This is a genomic window from Aquimarina mycalae (assembly GCF_029906345.1).
Taxonomy (GTDB): domain Bacteria; phylum Bacteroidota; class Bacteroidia; order Flavobacteriales; family Flavobacteriaceae; genus Aquimarina.
This window is the reverse complement of sequence record NZ_JARYGY010000005.1, coordinates 420,123-435,690: the sequence shown is the minus strand read 5'-3', so window position 1 is coordinate 435,690 and position 15,568 is coordinate 420,123. Positions and strand designations below refer to the sequence as shown.

Below are 15,568 nucleotides of genomic sequence, written 5' to 3'. Positions count from 1 at the left end.
CTAGAACCAGTTTAAAATTGAAAGACTCTTTTTTTCCATTTCTTTGCGATGCTCTTCGACTTTTTCTCTCCAACCTTCTTCTTCAATTTCTGTCATAAAGATGTCTATAGATTCGCATGCTTCTGTATTTCTGTTTTTCTCACAGATGTTGTAATAATCTGCAGCGATATACGCCATACAGGTTGATTTTATCATTTCTGGTGCTAACGAAACACCGTATTGGTATGCTTCAGTAACAATGTCTGAATATCTCTTCTTATCTCTTTTTTTAATAACATTATATCCCAACCACCAAGCTGTCAATGCTTGCGGACCAAAACCAAACTCAATAGAGGTGTTGGCTTGTTTACAGAACAAATCTGCTGCAACATCTTTTTGTTTTTGTAGCTGTTTACAACTTGCTTGATATCCATAACTCTGAATGATAATTGGTTTACAGGTGTCCTCACCACTGGATAATCCTTGTTTGGCAATAGCTAACCCTTTTTGAAGTAACTCTTCTATAATTTTATATTCTTTAAAATTAAAAAGCATTCCTGCATAAATCACATGAGCAGTTGCAAAAGCAGATTTACTTCCAGATTTTTGTGTGATCATTAACCCTTTCTTTCCCCAATCATTAAGTCTGGGTAGATTCTTTTTAGTAACGCTTTTAGACATTTCGATCATACATTGTCTAAATTGCACTTCAGGATCATTTGGGTCTCCAGCGGCAGCTATTTTATTGATTGCCCCTTGAAGATCTAAAGGAACTGCTAATGATTTTGAAATATCACGATGCGCTTTTGTAAGTTGATCAAAATGTCGTTCCTCTACATAGTCAAAAAACATCAATCGTACTTTGTCGGGCAACCCTAATTGTATGAGTATATCAATCCATTTTCCATATTCTTTAGTTTCTTCAATAGAATAAGGATAGAGAGATAATGCCAAGTGTAATTGTGGATTCGGCATTGCTTTTTGAAAAGTACTTAGCATTTCTAATAACAATACATTACAATCTGTATTTTCGTTTTTGAGCTTTGTTTCATATTCTGCAACATCCCAGTCGAACGTTAAATTTCTGGAATCGAGATTCTGTTGCAGTTTTTCATCTTTTTTGAATGTGTCTATCCAGTCTTTTATTAATTTTTCACTATGCGTTTCTTTGTTCTCAAAAGCGGTAAGTAATACTATAGGAACATCTGGTAAACCTCCGTTAGGAGTAGATTCTAAGCGTAAAAAACCTTCATATAATCTTGCTTGATCAGGTTTTATTAACCATCGAACCAATTGAATGTGATTATAAGGGCTTACTTCATCAATCCATTTTTGCTGAATTGTTGTAATTAATTGCGCTATGGGATTATGTTCGTTATTCATGATGTATTACCCGCAGTTAAGATTTAATAATCCACCTTTTACATTCGTCATAGCTGTACCATCTATATCTGTCATCCCTTTACTGGTCAGCTTTAATTCAGCTTTTCCTTCGACCAATGTACTTGGAGCGCCAATTTCTACTTTAGCTCCACTGTTTACTGTTACTTTGGCACTTCCATCGTTCAGAATTTCTTTAGATTTTACATTTACATTATTGGTGCCGTCGATATTAACTGTTTCTGAAGCATTGATATTAATTTCTTTAGATGAGAAATTAATTTTTTCTGGTGCACTAATGTTTATTTCTTTTTTAGAAGTATCTAAAATAATTGAGTTACCATTTTTATCGGTAATGGTAATCGTTTCTTTTCCGTCTTCGTCGGAGAATGAAAGTGTATGTCCGCCACGCGTTTTAATAGCCTTGATATCATTCTTTTCGGTTTTCCAATCTCCAGCATTACTACCACCAGTAAAAAGTGCTCCCATCACATAGGGTCTTTCTGCATTACCTCCTTCAAAACCTACAATGACTTCTTCATCCTTTTCTGGTGTAAATTGAAAACCTTTTCCACCTCCAGCATGAGGAGTTAAAACACGAAGCCAAGGAGTTTCTTCTCCGCTAGCTTTTTGCCAAGGAAACTGAACTTTTATTCGACTCATACCATCAGGGTCTGCATTATCCATCACTGTGGCTACTTGCGATTCACTTTTTGGAAACGCCATCATATTGGTATTAGGATATACATCCAAATCTGCTGTTACTCCTACAAAGCGATTTTGATATTTTCCATTTTCAGTAGAAGTATGAGAAACACTAATTATTCTAAAACTTCCGTAATCAGTACTTTCTCCTTTAATTTTTACTACCTGTCCTAAATGTACTCCAGGATTATCACTTACTCCTTGAATCTGAACTTGTTTTATTTCGGTAGCTTTTTTTTGTTGTTCTACGTGCTTGTCTAATCTCTTTTTGAGTTGAGGGTCATAATATGAATTTACATATACACTGGTTTCTTTAGCAAATATTGCTTCGCTTTTTTCACTTGTAAAACCGTTAAACCCGTTAACTCCAGAGTTAACCTGAGCTGTGGCCATCTCATGTTGTTCATCGGTTAGGTAATCGTTAGTGAAATATTTAAAATTATTTGGTGTAGGGTTGAGGTTTAAAGAGAATTCTTGTAAATCATGACCATAGCTTAGTTCTGTTGCTTCTTTGTCTTCAGGTTTTCCAAATATGAGTTTACTTCCGTCATAAAAAAACCATTCACTATATTGTGCTGCTAATCTACTGGCATATTCAAAAGCACTTTCGTTGTGCTGTACACTATAATGAAGGCTTTCAGAATTCTGAGGGTTAAAATTGGTTTCGAGTTTAGATTGATCATAACCTTGAAAAGTTTTATCTAAAATTTCAGAAAGACCTACATCGCTATGTGAATCATAATGCGGACCATCATCTGTGATGATACTACAGCTATGCGCTTTTATAGAAACCATATCCCCACTTTGTTGATGAAACCCTTTTGTGTTGCTAACTGAAGTTACAATACTTTTAAATTCTAACTCTTTATATCCATTAGCAGTATCTAGAGAAGATACTTTTACTGTAAGAATTTCACCAAGATAGTTCTTGCTCTCTGAGGCAATTTCTCCTCCTATATTTTCTAATACGTCCATTCTGCATACTAGTTCAAGCACATGATGGGCATCGATTTCTTGATGAAGCATTAATCTTTTATAGGCAGTAATTGGAGATCCTCCTATAAATATTTGTGTGTTTGATTGCAAAGCCATGATTTCTCGTTATTTTCAATTTTATAGCATACGCTACTATTGAGATTCTATACGTAATTATATTTTAGTGTACTATTTGAAAGCAAGGTTAACTTTCTAATTAATCTGAACGATTTGGGAGGGAATTTCAGATATTATAGTTTCTTAGAAAGAAGCAAAAATAGTACCGAATTGTTGTTTACATAAAAATACTCAATTTTTTAAAGTCATTATAATTAACAAAGTTGTTTTTATGATTTCCTACATAAAAAAGGGTTGATTTCCCCCTTTATATTATAGTAATCAAACTTATATACACAAACGGATATAATTGTTACCTAAATATTAAAAAATGTTTTGCGTCTGTATGATAGGAATTTATATTTAGCAGTAGTTGGTTTGTATCTAACGAGAGTAGGTTGTTATGAATTTAGGAATTATGTGCTTTTTAGATTCTTGTATACATACTCTTCAGAAGTTTTGAGTATATTATTTTTTGATTAAATTTTGTAACAGAACTCACAAAGTATTTTTGAATTATAATTTTATCAATGATATGCCCTTTTAATTGTTAGATGTTTTTATAATGAAACATAAAATTAGTGTTGAAATTCTTTAAAAAGGTGTAATAAATTGGATTTTCTCGTTTTTAACGATTTACAAAAAAGAAGAAAGATTCAGAATTATCCTAGATAAGAACCTAGGTTTTATGATTTATTTTATCTGAATAATAAGATACAATTTCTTATATTTCGAAATAAGATATTTGTACCAAAAATTAAATTATTTATTGAATGTTTTCTAAGTGTAGATTTTGTTTTTTGATATTTTTTATTCATTCTGGTTTTCTTTTCTGTCAAAAAATCGATGATGATTTTATAGCGGGAAAATGGAAGATTGAAGAGGTTATCGTTCCAGAGAATAAATTCAATGATAGTAGAGAAAAAAAAATACTTAAAGAGTTAGGTACAACGGTTCTACATTTTAAAGGAGATGGTCATTTTTCATTCATGTATGATGGTGAGAACAAAGAAATGAAAAGGAATATCAAAGATTTTGAAAATTCTGTTTGGCGTACAATAAAGGGAGAAAATTTAATTTCTTTGGAAAAGAAAAAATTAATAACCTTAATGACTGTTGACCTTGATAAAAATATAGTATTTGGATTTATCGATAACATAAAACTTCAAGTACTGAAGATTGATAATGAAAAAGTTAATTTTTTACCTGTTGTCAAAAAACCGAAAGAGGAGAAAGCAATTCCAGAGCAAAAGATTGATTCTGTCTTTAAACAGGTTACTGTGGATAAAGAGAGTTTGGAAAACTCTGTCATCTCCAAATATCCTGTTTTAGATGGATGTATGGAAAAGAATGCGAAGAGTTGTTTAAATAAGGTTATTAGAAATCGTATTTTGGATGCATTAGATTTAAAAAAATATGATTCATTAAATGATCATAAGAGAATTAAAGTATTGGTTCTTTTTGCTATAGATATTGATGGAGGAATTAAAAATATTACGGCAAAATCTCCAGACGAGGATTTAACTTATGACCTGAAATTAATCATAAATAATCTTAAGGTGATTACTCCTGCAGAGAATACCGATGGAGAGCCTATGCTAAGTACCTATACAATTCCGTTAACTATGATGATACAATAAGAACTTTTGATGTTGTAAATTTTTGATGAAAGCCTTTTAAGTTATAATAAGCTAACTAAAAGAGTGCTAATTTAGACGTATTTGGGTCGTATTAATATTAAAACAATTATTTAAAATTGTATATAAAAAATATGAATTTCTGATTTCTATCAATGTGAGAATACTTAGTGTTTTAAGAACTTACCATCCTCCAATCTCGAGTCGTTCTTTTTGCTGTTCTTTGGTAGCTTCGGGAGTTTTTATAGAACTTGGATATAAAGGTTTTGGGAAACCTTCTGCTTTACGACGTTCATAATCTTGCTGACGATATTCGTCAAATGCATCTCCAGAAGGTAAAGGTCGATTTTTATCCATATACGAAAAAATAAAATTCCAATCGTTTAGAAAACTATCTTTAGTTATTATTCTTTTTAAGAAATGATATACTAAGTGATGTTGATTATCTTCTTTTAGATAATAAACTTCTTTGTTATCTTTATCTATTCTGATATTGTATATGTTGTATTCCTTCGTAGATAAATTATGAATGTTTTTAGGAAAAATAATAAGTCCATTTATTCTATCTAGGATAAATTTTATGTTTCCTTTTTTTTTCATATTAACAAATGTTATTATTCCGAAAATAAATGAAAGAATAGCGAAAAAAAATCCGATATATACAAACTCATTATACATTATCGTAAAAATAAATTCTAATACCACTGAAATTATCAAAAAAAATAAAGACAGTTGAAAATCGGGAGAAAGCGTTTTTTTTATAATTTTTTTATCATTAACACTATTTACTTTTAATAAAAAATTAGTTTTTCTTTGAGATATCTTGAATATTTTCATTCCTAATTCTTTACCATCCTCCAATAGCAAGTCGTTCTTTTTGTTGTTCTTTTGTAGTTTCGGGTGTTGATATTCCTGGATATAAGGGTCTCGGAAAACCTTTTGCTTTACGATTTTCATAATCTTGTTGACGATATTCATCAAATGCATCTCCAGGAGGTAAAGGTCGATTTTTATCCATATACCAGCAGATTAAAGACATAGAGTCATAACAATCACTAGAGATCATAAAATCATCGTAAGAATTTAATCTACTTTTGGTAGGGCGTATGGCTTGTAACATAAAAGCTCCAGTACCATCTTCTCCTCCTGTTGTATAAGCAAATAAACAATTCTTAAAAGGCATGGTGATGTTTTTTTGCCAATAAAATCCTGTCAAAGTGATTAATCCATCTCTACGATTTAAAATTTGTTCTTTTTTGGGTTTGGTAAAATAATATATGGCGAAAAAAAGGGTTAAGATCACAGATAAACTAAAAACAAATAGTTCAAACCATTCTAATCTTTCTCCTGAAAAAAAACTATCCACAAAAATGAGTGCCAATATTAAAGATATTGCTCCTCCTAAAATTGGAGTTATGTTACCTTTGGTATGAAACATAATAAATTGATCAGTAGTATATCGGTATTTCTCTTCTTCTTTTTTACTGAGTTTATCCAATCCATGTGGTAATTTAAAAATTTTTTTCTCTACTCGATGATAGTATTTTTTGAGTTGTTTTTCATATTTATAATCGGTATGAGTGATTTCCCTTTTAAAATCTACCATGTTTCAGAATTTTTAAGATCTCTTAAAGGAGCAAACAAAACTTCCTCATTTTGTGTCATATCAGATAACATAAAGCGTTCTCCTTTTAGTTTAATTTTAGCACCTAGATAACGCTCGTTTCCGCCCAATTTATATGGGAAATACAAGTTAGCAGATGGGTCAATTTTTAATCTAAGAGCAAAAAGCACTTCGGATTTTTTAGTGATTCGATCTTGTTGTTCCTCAGGTATAGAAAAAGCTAAGGTCAAGGCGTCTTTACCTTGTTTATTTGTTGTTTTACAGAGGCTTCCATCATCTACTTGAAGTCTTATAGGATTTCCTTTTTTAATACCGTCGGGATAAAATAGTATTTCTGTATCTACTTGATTTTCTTGGTTAAAAAATTGTACAAACGACATATCTACTTTATAGGCAGATACGGTATGAGTTTTGATATTTCCAGGATTAGTATATGGATTATACCCATCTCCTTCAATTTTGGTTTCTGTAGGAGTGAAGATCATATTTTTACATACAATTGCATCAAATAAACTAGCTTCTGCATCTGAAGGATGCATTAGTGTTTCTATATAATCATCGTCTACCAAATCTTCTTTGTTGGCTAATACCTTACGACTATATTCCATAGGAGTATCTCCTTCGGCTTTTGGAAACGCTTCTGTGTCACTTAACACAAAGTTTTTAAAAAAAGTTTCTAATTCACTATCCGTTAATAAGGCTGCAATAATGATTAATCCTACACCAATCCCTGCAGCGATCCAGCCTACAGGCCCCGCTACAGAAGCAGATGCAAATATATAAGGAGCAGCGGTAGATAATGCGAAAGCTGCGCCTGCACCCGCCAGAGCTATTCCACTATCCATATCACCTTTATCCATTGCTTCTACGCTTTCCCAAAAACACATACCTGCCGTAAAAGCTCCTCCTATAAGACTTAGCTGCGTCGCAAATTTACCAACTCCTACAATCTTTGGGTTTTTAGGATTTTTAAAATTAAGTTGAGCTTTAAGAAGATTCGTTCCAGCCTCTGTCATTTTTACACCCGCACCTACAAAATTAACTTTGTCTTTAGTGTTATTTTCACTTCTTACCTTATTAAATGCAGCTACCAGGTTAATAGCTTCTAAAAAAGCAAATACCCCATTAAAAGCACGACCATTTACTATTTGCGCAATTTTCACATTTTTTGCATTGGATTTTATCTCATCTGCTCCAATTTTTTTTCGTACACGTAGGCTGATTTTATTTTGTGAACTACCATTATCAACACTTTCTAAAATCTCTATTCCTTCACTACCGTGTATTGCTCTTAAAACTTCGGTTTGCATTTTGGTGTTCTTAAAACCTGGTCTTCTTTTTAAAAGGTTTCCTTTTTTACCTGCATAATTATGCTTGCCTTTTACCTTTACATTATTGGATTGTTTGATATAATCATTATCTATCTCTACACCCAATTCGTGTAACCTCATTCTCATCTCTCCATCTTCGATATGAAACATGTTTTCACCAAAAACGGTTAGATTATTATTAAGTTTAGCAACTACGAATTCTTGCTTGTCTGCAATTTCCTTGAACATAGTACGCCCCACTTTTTTCATTACAAAAGCTTGCTTCGAATGATGCCCTAATTTTTTCTTGTATACTTTGGCAATTTTATGGCTAATACTTCTTGTTTTATCTACTACTTTATCCAAGTTAATGGTCGGAGTAAGTAATGCGTACATAGGGTCTAATTTTTCGAACCCTGAAGTCGTACTCTTTACATTCGTATTTGAAAACTCATTTTCATAATCTTCGTCGATCATGCGATATACCCAATCGATCCATTCATCAGATTTTTTATACTCTTTTTTTAATAGCATATGTCTGTCAAAATCATATGTATTAATGGTAATAGGGTCTAAAAGCTCTAATAATAATCCGCGTCCTTCAATGGTACGTTCTTTCAGGTTATCTGTATAGTCGTCCAGAACCTTTTTAAATCCTTTTGATTCAAGATATTTAGCAAAATCTTTTTTAAACTCTACTATTTCTTCTCTAAGGGCAGTTCGTTCTTTTATTCCTAATATACCTTCTAATTTTTGATAATCTAATCCATAGCCTATTGTACTGGTGTTTGGTAAAGTGTGTGATGTGTGTTTACCATAAAAAGTTTTAGTTTTAGGACGTGGATCCAGAGAATGACGATCACTATAATTCCATCCTGGAGACCCACCATCATATTCTAGTATAGAATCTTTATCATTATAGACCATTAGATAGCATGTTAGCGCTAATGATAATAACGATTGGTATTCTTTTTCAGGTTTTGGTCCTTCTAAATTGCCTTGTAGTAATCTATCGTATGCTTGTTTTAAAGTTTCCCCTGTTTGTATAGCATCTACTAATGCTTTGAAATCTAATATTTTATCAGAAAGACCTTCACCAATATCTATTGCAGAATTTATTGGATCATCCAATGTAACAAACATATCAGTCATGATCTCTGGCTCTTGATGATCAGAGTTTTCTTTTCGATTTTGTTCTCTTTTTTCTTCTATTCTCTGAACAGCATCTATTTTTTGCTGTATACTTCGGCAAAGACTTTTATTTTCTGAAGAGAAATATGTGGTGATACCTGTGTAAGGAGCATGATCCGTAGAACTTTGTATCGTTCCTAGTGGAAACCCGCTAGCCTGTATTTGTGTCATTCGATCTTTTCGCTTCCCAGCATCACTAACAAAAGAGTCATAATATTCCTTTGTCCACTGAATAGGAGAGTAGGCTACCCAAACTACAGCTTCGAACTCGGCTTCATAGTATCCATTATTGTTATCTTTTCCATCTGTTATCCTAATATCGGGAAAACCTTCTTCACCTTTTTCCCAAGAAATTGATTTAAAATTACCATATTCATCTACTTCGAATTCTATAGATTGATCAGGTTTACTTTCATCAATAATGTATACATAACCTGGGTTTAGACCTGTGTGTACCGTACTATAATTCTCTAATCGAGGATCTGAAATAATGACTTCTTCTAAGATGATATTACCATTTTCATCTTTTTGCGATTTTCCGTCTTCCGTTTTTACTTTAGCTTGTAAATGGCTTTCTTTTGGGGTGTCTAGAAGTACCCCAAATCTCAAAAAATGTAACTTAATTGTAGGTTCTGCTTTACATTCTAATACTAGTGTTTGATCACTAAAATCAAATGTTCTTCCTTCTGCTTCTATTTGCAATGATAATTCTCTTGTTCTGCCACCCATAATTCTATAGAAGTTTATTTTTCTTTATTCCAGTTTTCTTCTGTTTCCAAAAGTTTTAGCTCTGCTGTACCATCCGCCTTTACAGTTCCCGAATATACTAGCTGATCTTGTTTTCCATCTATCTGTTTTCCTTCTTTTTCTGATACATTAACTTTCAAGCTTTTTCCAGGATCCATATTTTCTGTCATTACAAAAATGGATGCTTTTTGCCCATAATTAATTGTATCGACTTTTTCATTTCCATCTTCATCCATCCAGTAACTTTCTACTACTTTTGGAGCTTTGTCATTACCCATCATTGCACCAGGAATAGCCATGGCTATTTCTTTGAACTTTTCTTTTGCGCTTCCAGCAGTGTTAATTTGCATAGGCTGCATAATAGTTACTTTACCACCAGTACCGCACATACATTCAGAATCTTCATATAAGAATTTTTTACTTCCCCCTAATGTGGAAGTTTTTGTGGTTTTTGTCCATTTCTGTAAAGCTGGTATACACGGTAAATACCCTCCACTAGTTGGTTTTAATTTACACTGACCAAAAGTAGCAGGCACTTGTACATCCATATCTGTTGCCTTAAACTTGCCTTGAATCTTCACCTTTTGATTTTGCGTTACCAAAAGTTTAGCAGGAACAAAACCTTGATTGCATTGCAACAATGCACCATCTAATACGTATATTTTACTACTCATCTTTTTCTAAATTAAAGGTTATGGTAGTTGTTTTTTTATATAAATCTTTTACCTCAAAGGTGTATTCTAATTTTCCTTTTGTAACTAACCCATATTCTGGTTTTATTTTATACCTTCCTTTGTAATCAAAATCCAGTGTGTGTTGATCTCCTGGTTTGGTAGGCAACTTTCCTAAAAAACCATTTAGTTTGGCTAAAGGAAATTTTTTATGATCGATATCCATTTCTGCATCAGATGCAATTACCACCTTGGTGAACCCAACATCTTGCTTATGTATAGTTTTTTGTTCTATAATAGGGATGTTGATAGTACCTAACGCATTAGACACAACTTTGGGTTGTTGGATTGATTTTTTATTTTCGAACTCTTGATAAAAAATATTTGCAAAAAAGAACTGATAAAAGTTATCTTCTAAAAATATTTCCTGAATATTATCTTCTTGAAGTTGCCAATCAAAATCACTTGCCATGGTAAGTAAATCTGGATATTCTTCTAAGAGATCAATTTTAATATCTTTCCATTTTTGCCGTATCTCTTTAGTATTGATTACTTTATTTAGCTTAAAACTTTTATCTACTTTAAGTTCTAGGATATCATTAATAGCAGCAACTTTTAAAGCAATTTTTTGAGCTTTGTCTACCTTACGGATAACGCTAAACTTTTCGTTAAGTAAGAATCGTTTTTGGACTTCTATTCTATACCTAAGCAATCCTTCTTCATCCATTCCATAAAAAGTAAGGTCAAACTCAATACCAACTGCAGCGTACGATTTTTTTTTACCCTGTTCAATTAGGTTTATTACTTCTGAAGTATATGTACGAGTAACTCTTTCTCCGTTGAGTTTAATGATCTGGTTGATATGGGATAGGGCACGTTGCATTTTTTTTTTGTATTATCCAGCTTGTGTTACACGTTGTCGATTACCATGTACTCTGTTAGGGCCCATTCCAATACTACTGTAGTGTGCAGAGAAATGGAAATAACGATTTCGAAGCGTTTTTAATAGTATCCTATGTTCTGGATTGTTATAAGACATTTCTACATCATCATTAAATACATATTCATCTAAAATAGCCTTGGTGGCACTGAGTTCAGAAGTTATGGGATAAGACCTTGTAACTTTACTTAGTATAAAGTTGACACCTTTATCTTTTGAAAATTTTGCCATAATTTGCAATGGAATATAGCTATATCGATTGCTGAGACCTTTTCTATGACCAGTAAGAGTTCCCCAAAAATCGCTAACAGTGATTTCTTTTGGTTTATACCATCCTTGCTCTATTAAGAAATCACGTTCTGCTCGTAAATCATTAAGATTAGTAAGTGTATAATCTAAACGAAGTTCTTCATCTGCATTATGAACATATCCGCCACCTATATCAGAATGAACTCCAGGAAGAAATTTTTCTACGCCTCGATTTCCTGTACTATTAATATCAGTGAGTCTAAAATTACTTCGATGTTCATCACCAGCTGCTAGCTGTAATGTATGTTGTGATTTTTTTACAGCATTTAGCTTAAGTTGAGCAGTATTATTACCGTGCGCTAAACCTAGAGAGGCAACAGTATCAAATAATCCTGCAAAATGAATGACAATCATTTTTACTTTGATCCCTTTTTGCTCTAAAAATTCACCCAAAGCGCCATAATCAACATCATAGTAAATAATGGTAGTCGAAACTGGTGCATATTCACCCGATCCTGTTGTGATTATTTCTTTTATCTGCCCTTTTCTTTGCGTTATTTCGTGAATAAAATTTCGCGCTGCTGCTGCTCCTCGACTAAACCCATATGTTTCAATGCTAAGAATATTAATATCAGTAACACCCATATCAGCTATTACATTAGATACTTCTTCACATCCTTTTTTTACTTTAGCCCTAACTCCAGTTGATCCAGTACCTAATCCCATTCCAATTTTAGAATCGGATCCTTCATTTTCTGTTCCAATACCTTCTATATATACAGAAAACTTTTTTACTTTTTCTTCATCAACTGGTTCGTAGGCTGGTTCAATTCGTGAGATATTTGAATGATCATTATCATAACTTCCTGTTTTATTAGGGTTCCAAGGCGTTCCCCACCAAAAATCACGATATTTTTTTACCAGCTCTTCATTATGAGGCTCTCCTCGTTTCATTTTTTCATACTCCAGACGAATATTGGTGTTCTCTCTATTATTAGCTGTACCATCAAAAAATACAGCAGCAGTAATATTTACACTTTCTTCTGGAGTTAGTTCTTCAAATTCTGCATTACCAACGTGAACTGGAGCTGTTTGTACATTAACTCCGCTTAGTACATTTTTGCTAGTCTCTTGAGCTCCTGATGATGTTGCTGTTAGTCCAATACCTCCCATAATATTTATTAATTAGAAGTTTCGTATACTTTTATTCTTGCTTTTGCGATATCAATTTTTTCCGATTCGTTTTGCAGTGCTATCGTAATATTGCTATTGTATTTGTCAATTTTAAAAACCAATTCTCCAGTTTTTTGGTTAAGGTTTTTATAAAATGTTTGAAAAACCGTCTGTATTTCATCTTCCTCGAAATAGATTTTGCTTCCAAATTCATTATTGTTTTCATCCATCCAATCCAATCTTATGTGATCAGGCACCGCATAATCTTGAAATTTAGATAATATTTTATTTGAACCTATGGTATGGATACTTTCGCCATTATAGAAAGATATTTGAAGTTCTTTTAAAGCTCCTTTTTGATAGAATTCAATAGACGGTTTCCATTGGAACTTTTGTCGATAATCATCCCATTTACCAAAAGAGATACTATCAGGATTCATTTTGGCTTTTACCTCTTCACTAAAATCTTCTTCTAATACGGATTCTATAAACTCTTCCATTGTGATTATAGCTCCTGGTGCAAATTCTTTGATACTTACTTCTGTTTCAGACGCCTGAAATCTTGCAATTTCTTTAGACCAGCCACCGCCCATAGCCCATAATACAACTATTCCTTTTGGAGCTAATCCAATATTTATTCTTCCAAAGGTTTCTTTTTTTCCAAAACGATTTACATATCCGTCATTAAATAATTGATTTATTTTTTCTGAAGGAATGTTGAAGGTGCCTTTATAAAACTTCTTTTCGAGATAAGAAATCCATGTTATTTCTAATTGAACTGGTATTGGTTTTAGGTCTTCTCCAACCACATGTGTTGGCCCAATTTTACCCCATCCTTGATGCAAAGTATGCCCAGAAGGGATATAGATACTTTCTCCATTTTCATATATCAAACGACCTTTATGAATCTGCATTGGATTAAATTTCGGAGCAGATGCAGTTGGTCTCCATTCATATTTTGTCATTTCTTTTATTGTATTAGTTGGGGTTTGGGTTGTATTGTTTTTTTGACAGGAAACAACTCCAACACTCATTATTGTAAACAATATTATTAGTAACACAGTATTTAGTATACTGCTCTTATTCTCCATATTCTACAGTTTCTGCACTGGCGATTATAATTTTACCACCTGCATTTGTTTTTATCTCACCACTGGCATCGGTGGTTATTTCTTGAGCTTCTTGTTTATACTCACTACTGATAACTTTTATCGTTTCTCCAATCTGACGATCTTCATTTGTTGCACTTATAAAATAATCTTCAGTAATCGTTTCGTTTTTATTCTTACCTACAGATATATCTAAATTTTCATCCACATTTATCTGCATGTTTTTAGCATTTAATGTCATGTTTTCTCCTGCAGAAATCGTAATATCATTATTTGCAGTATCTATGTGAATTATATTTTTATTTTTATCGGTAATCATTATAAACTCTGAACCATCTGCATCATTTAACTCTACCGTATGACCACTTCTGGTTCTTAAAGCTTTTATATCATTGTTCTGAGTTTTCCAACCGCCAGGATTTGCTCCTCCAGTATACAGTGTACCTAATACGTATGGTCTTTCTGCATTACCTCCTTCAAAACCTATTAATACTTCTTCATCAATTTCTGGGATAAAATGAAAACCTTTTTCTCCACCCGCATGCGGAGTTACGATTCTTAACCAAGGTGTCAATTCACCTGTTTCATTTTGCCAAGGGAATTGCACACGAATTCTTCCGATACCATCTGGATCACTATTTTCTTTTACAATAGCAACTTGAGTCTCACTCTTAGGAAATGCCATAAGATTCGTATTAGGATATACATCTAAATCCGCAGTAACTCCCTCAAATCTATTTTGATATCTCCCATTTTCAGTATTGGTGTGTGTAACGCTAGTAATTCTATACGTACCGTAACTTTCGTTTTCACCACTAATGGTAACCAACTGACCAATTTTCACTCCTGGGTTATCACTCGAACCTCTGAATATTACTTGCTTAATTTCTTCAGCTTTTTTCTGCTGTTCTACGTGTGCGTCTAATCTTTGTTTTAGAGATGAATCATTATAAGAGTTTAAATATACATTCGTCTCATTAGGAAATAATTCATCCCCTTTGTTACTAGTAAACCCATTATATCCATTTACTCCAGAATTTACTTGATTTGTTGCTTTTTCATGTTGTCCATCACTCAAATAATCATTGGTAAAGTATTTGTAATTGTTTGAAGATGGCTTTAAGTCCAGAGAGAACTCCTGTAAATCGTGACCATAGGTTAGTGTAACTTCTTCTTCATCTTGTGGTTTTCCAAAAATCAAAGCACTTCCATCGTAATAAAACCATTCGCTATATTGCGCTGCTAATCTACTTGCATATTCAAAACCACTTTCTTTGTGTTGTACACTATAATGAATTGTGTTTGCATTACTTGGGTTAAAGATTGTTTCTAATTTGGATTGGTCATAACCTTTAAAGGTTTCGTTTAACACTGTAGATAGGTCTACATCATTAAAAGAATTATAATGTGGCCCATCATCTGCAATAATACTACAACTATGTGCTTTTATAGTGACCAGATCACCATTTTGCTGATGGAATCCCATGGTACTATTAACAGAAGTCACGACACCTTTAAATTCGAATTCTTTATAACCCGATAATGTTCCTGTAGAAGATATTTGTATTGTGATAATCTGTCCAAGATAATTTTTGGTTTGAGAAGCAATGTCTCCAGAAATATTTTCCAGAACATCCATTCTACAAATTAATTCTAATATATGGTGCGAATCAATTTCTTGATGTAGCATTAATCGCTTGTATGCATTTATCGCAATTCCTCCGATAAATATTTGTGTGTTAGATTGTAATGCCATACGTT

At 32.8% G+C, this 15,568-nt stretch carries 11 protein-coding genes; 1 reads left to right on the top strand and 10 read right to left on the bottom strand.

What is annotated here, in order from left to right; all coding sequences use genetic code 11:
- Nucleotides 1-1,362, bottom strand: a complete 1,362-nt coding sequence (locus QBK95_RS14355) for a hypothetical protein (protein ID WP_280934942.1) — start codon at nt 1,360-1,362, stop codon at nt 1-3.
- Between the two features lie 6 nt (nt 1,363-1,368).
- Nucleotides 1,369-3,156, bottom strand: a complete 1,788-nt coding sequence (locus QBK95_RS14350; protein WP_280934940.1) for a type VI secretion system Vgr family protein — start codon at nt 3,154-3,156, stop codon at nt 1,369-1,371.
- A gap of 800 nt (nt 3,157-3,956) precedes the next feature.
- Here QBK95_RS14350 and QBK95_RS14345 point away from each other — a divergent pair.
- Nucleotides 3,957-4,796, top strand: coding sequence for a hypothetical protein (locus tag QBK95_RS14345; protein ID WP_280934938.1), 840 nt, complete (start codon nt 3,957-3,959; stop codon nt 4,794-4,796).
- 180 nt (nt 4,797-4,976) lie between these two features.
- Here QBK95_RS14345 and QBK95_RS14340 read toward each other — a convergent pair whose 3' ends face one another.
- The 8 genes from QBK95_RS14340 to QBK95_RS14305 all read right to left on the bottom strand — a co-directional run bounded on the left by QBK95_RS14340 (nt 4,977) and on the right by QBK95_RS14305 (nt 15,563).
- Nucleotides 4,977-5,393, bottom strand: coding sequence for a hypothetical protein (locus QBK95_RS14340; protein ID WP_280934936.1), 417 nt, complete (start codon nt 5,391-5,393; stop codon nt 4,977-4,979).
- Nucleotides 5,394-5,640: 247 nt separating this feature from the next.
- On the bottom strand, nt 5,641-6,399 hold the full coding sequence (locus tag QBK95_RS14335) for a hypothetical protein (protein ID WP_280934934.1): 759 nt from the start codon (nt 6,397-6,399) through the stop codon (nt 5,641-5,643).
- Complete coding sequence (locus QBK95_RS14330; RefSeq protein ID WP_280934932.1) at nt 6,393-9,647, bottom strand: toxin VasX; 3,255 nt, start codon at nt 9,645-9,647, stop codon at nt 6,393-6,395. Before QBK95_RS14330 ends, QBK95_RS14335 begins: the two co-directional genes overlap by 7 nt.
- 14 nt (nt 9,648-9,661) lie before the next feature.
- Nucleotides 9,662-10,339 (bottom strand): PAAR-like protein, encoded by a 678-nt coding sequence (locus QBK95_RS14325; RefSeq protein WP_280934930.1) that lies wholly within the window; start codon nt 10,337-10,339, stop codon nt 9,662-9,664.
- A complete protein-coding gene (locus tag QBK95_RS14320; RefSeq protein WP_280934928.1) occupies nt 10,332-11,219 on the bottom strand; it encodes a hypothetical protein in 888 nt (295 codons plus the stop codon). Before QBK95_RS14320 ends, QBK95_RS14325 begins: the two co-directional genes overlap by 8 nt.
- A 12-nt stretch (nt 11,220-11,231) precedes the next feature.
- The gene (locus tag QBK95_RS14315; protein WP_280934926.1) at nt 11,232-12,698 is read right to left on the bottom strand and encodes a T6SS phospholipase effector Tle1-like catalytic domain-containing protein; all 1,467 of its coding nucleotides are present in this window, start codon (nt 12,696-12,698) and stop codon (nt 11,232-11,234) included.
- Nucleotides 12,699-12,706: 8 nt separating this feature from the next.
- Nucleotides 12,707-13,789: a DUF2931 family protein gene (locus tag QBK95_RS14310; protein WP_280934924.1), complete on the bottom strand. Its 1,083-nt coding sequence runs from the start codon at nt 13,787-13,789 to the stop codon at nt 12,707-12,709.
- Nucleotides 13,779-15,563 (bottom strand): type VI secretion system Vgr family protein, encoded by a 1,785-nt coding sequence (locus QBK95_RS14305; protein ID WP_280934922.1) that lies wholly within the window; start codon nt 15,561-15,563, stop codon nt 13,779-13,781. Before QBK95_RS14305 ends, QBK95_RS14310 begins: the two co-directional genes overlap by 11 nt.
- Nucleotides 15,564-15,568 lie beyond the last annotated feature (5 nt).

What these genes read in the sequence shown, in the direction of transcription:
- QBK95_RS14355 (WP_280934942.1), bottom strand. Translation starts at nt 1,362, where the DNA reads ATGAATAACGAACATAATCCCATAGCGCAATTAATTACAACAATTCAG.
- QBK95_RS14350 (WP_280934940.1), bottom strand. Translation starts at nt 3,156, where the DNA reads ATGGCTTTGCAATCAAACACACAAATATTTATAGGAGGATCTCCAATT.
- QBK95_RS14340 (WP_280934936.1), bottom strand. Translation starts at nt 5,393, where the DNA reads ATGAAAAAAAAAGGAAACATAAAATTTATCCTAGATAGAATAAATGGA.
- QBK95_RS14335 (WP_280934934.1), bottom strand. Translation starts at nt 6,399, where the DNA reads ATGGTAGATTTTAAAAGGGAAATCACTCATACCGATTATAAATATGAA.
- QBK95_RS14330 (WP_280934932.1), bottom strand. Translation starts at nt 9,647, where the DNA reads ATGGGTGGCAGAACAAGAGAATTATCATTGCAAATAGAAGCAGAAGGA.
- QBK95_RS14325 (WP_280934930.1), bottom strand. Translation starts at nt 10,339, where the DNA reads ATGAGTAGTAAAATATACGTATTAGATGGTGCATTGTTGCAATGCAAT.
- QBK95_RS14320 (WP_280934928.1), bottom strand. Translation starts at nt 11,219, where the DNA reads ATGCAACGTGCCCTATCCCATATCAACCAGATCATTAAACTCAACGGA.
- QBK95_RS14315 (WP_280934926.1), bottom strand. Translation starts at nt 12,698, where the DNA reads ATGGGAGGTATTGGACTAACAGCAACATCATCAGGAGCTCAAGAGACT.
- QBK95_RS14310 (WP_280934924.1), bottom strand. Translation starts at nt 13,789, where the DNA reads ATGGAGAATAAGAGCAGTATACTAAATACTGTGTTACTAATAATATTG.
- QBK95_RS14305 (WP_280934922.1), bottom strand. Translation starts at nt 15,563, where the DNA reads ATGGCATTACAATCTAACACACAAATATTTATCGGAGGAATTGCGATA.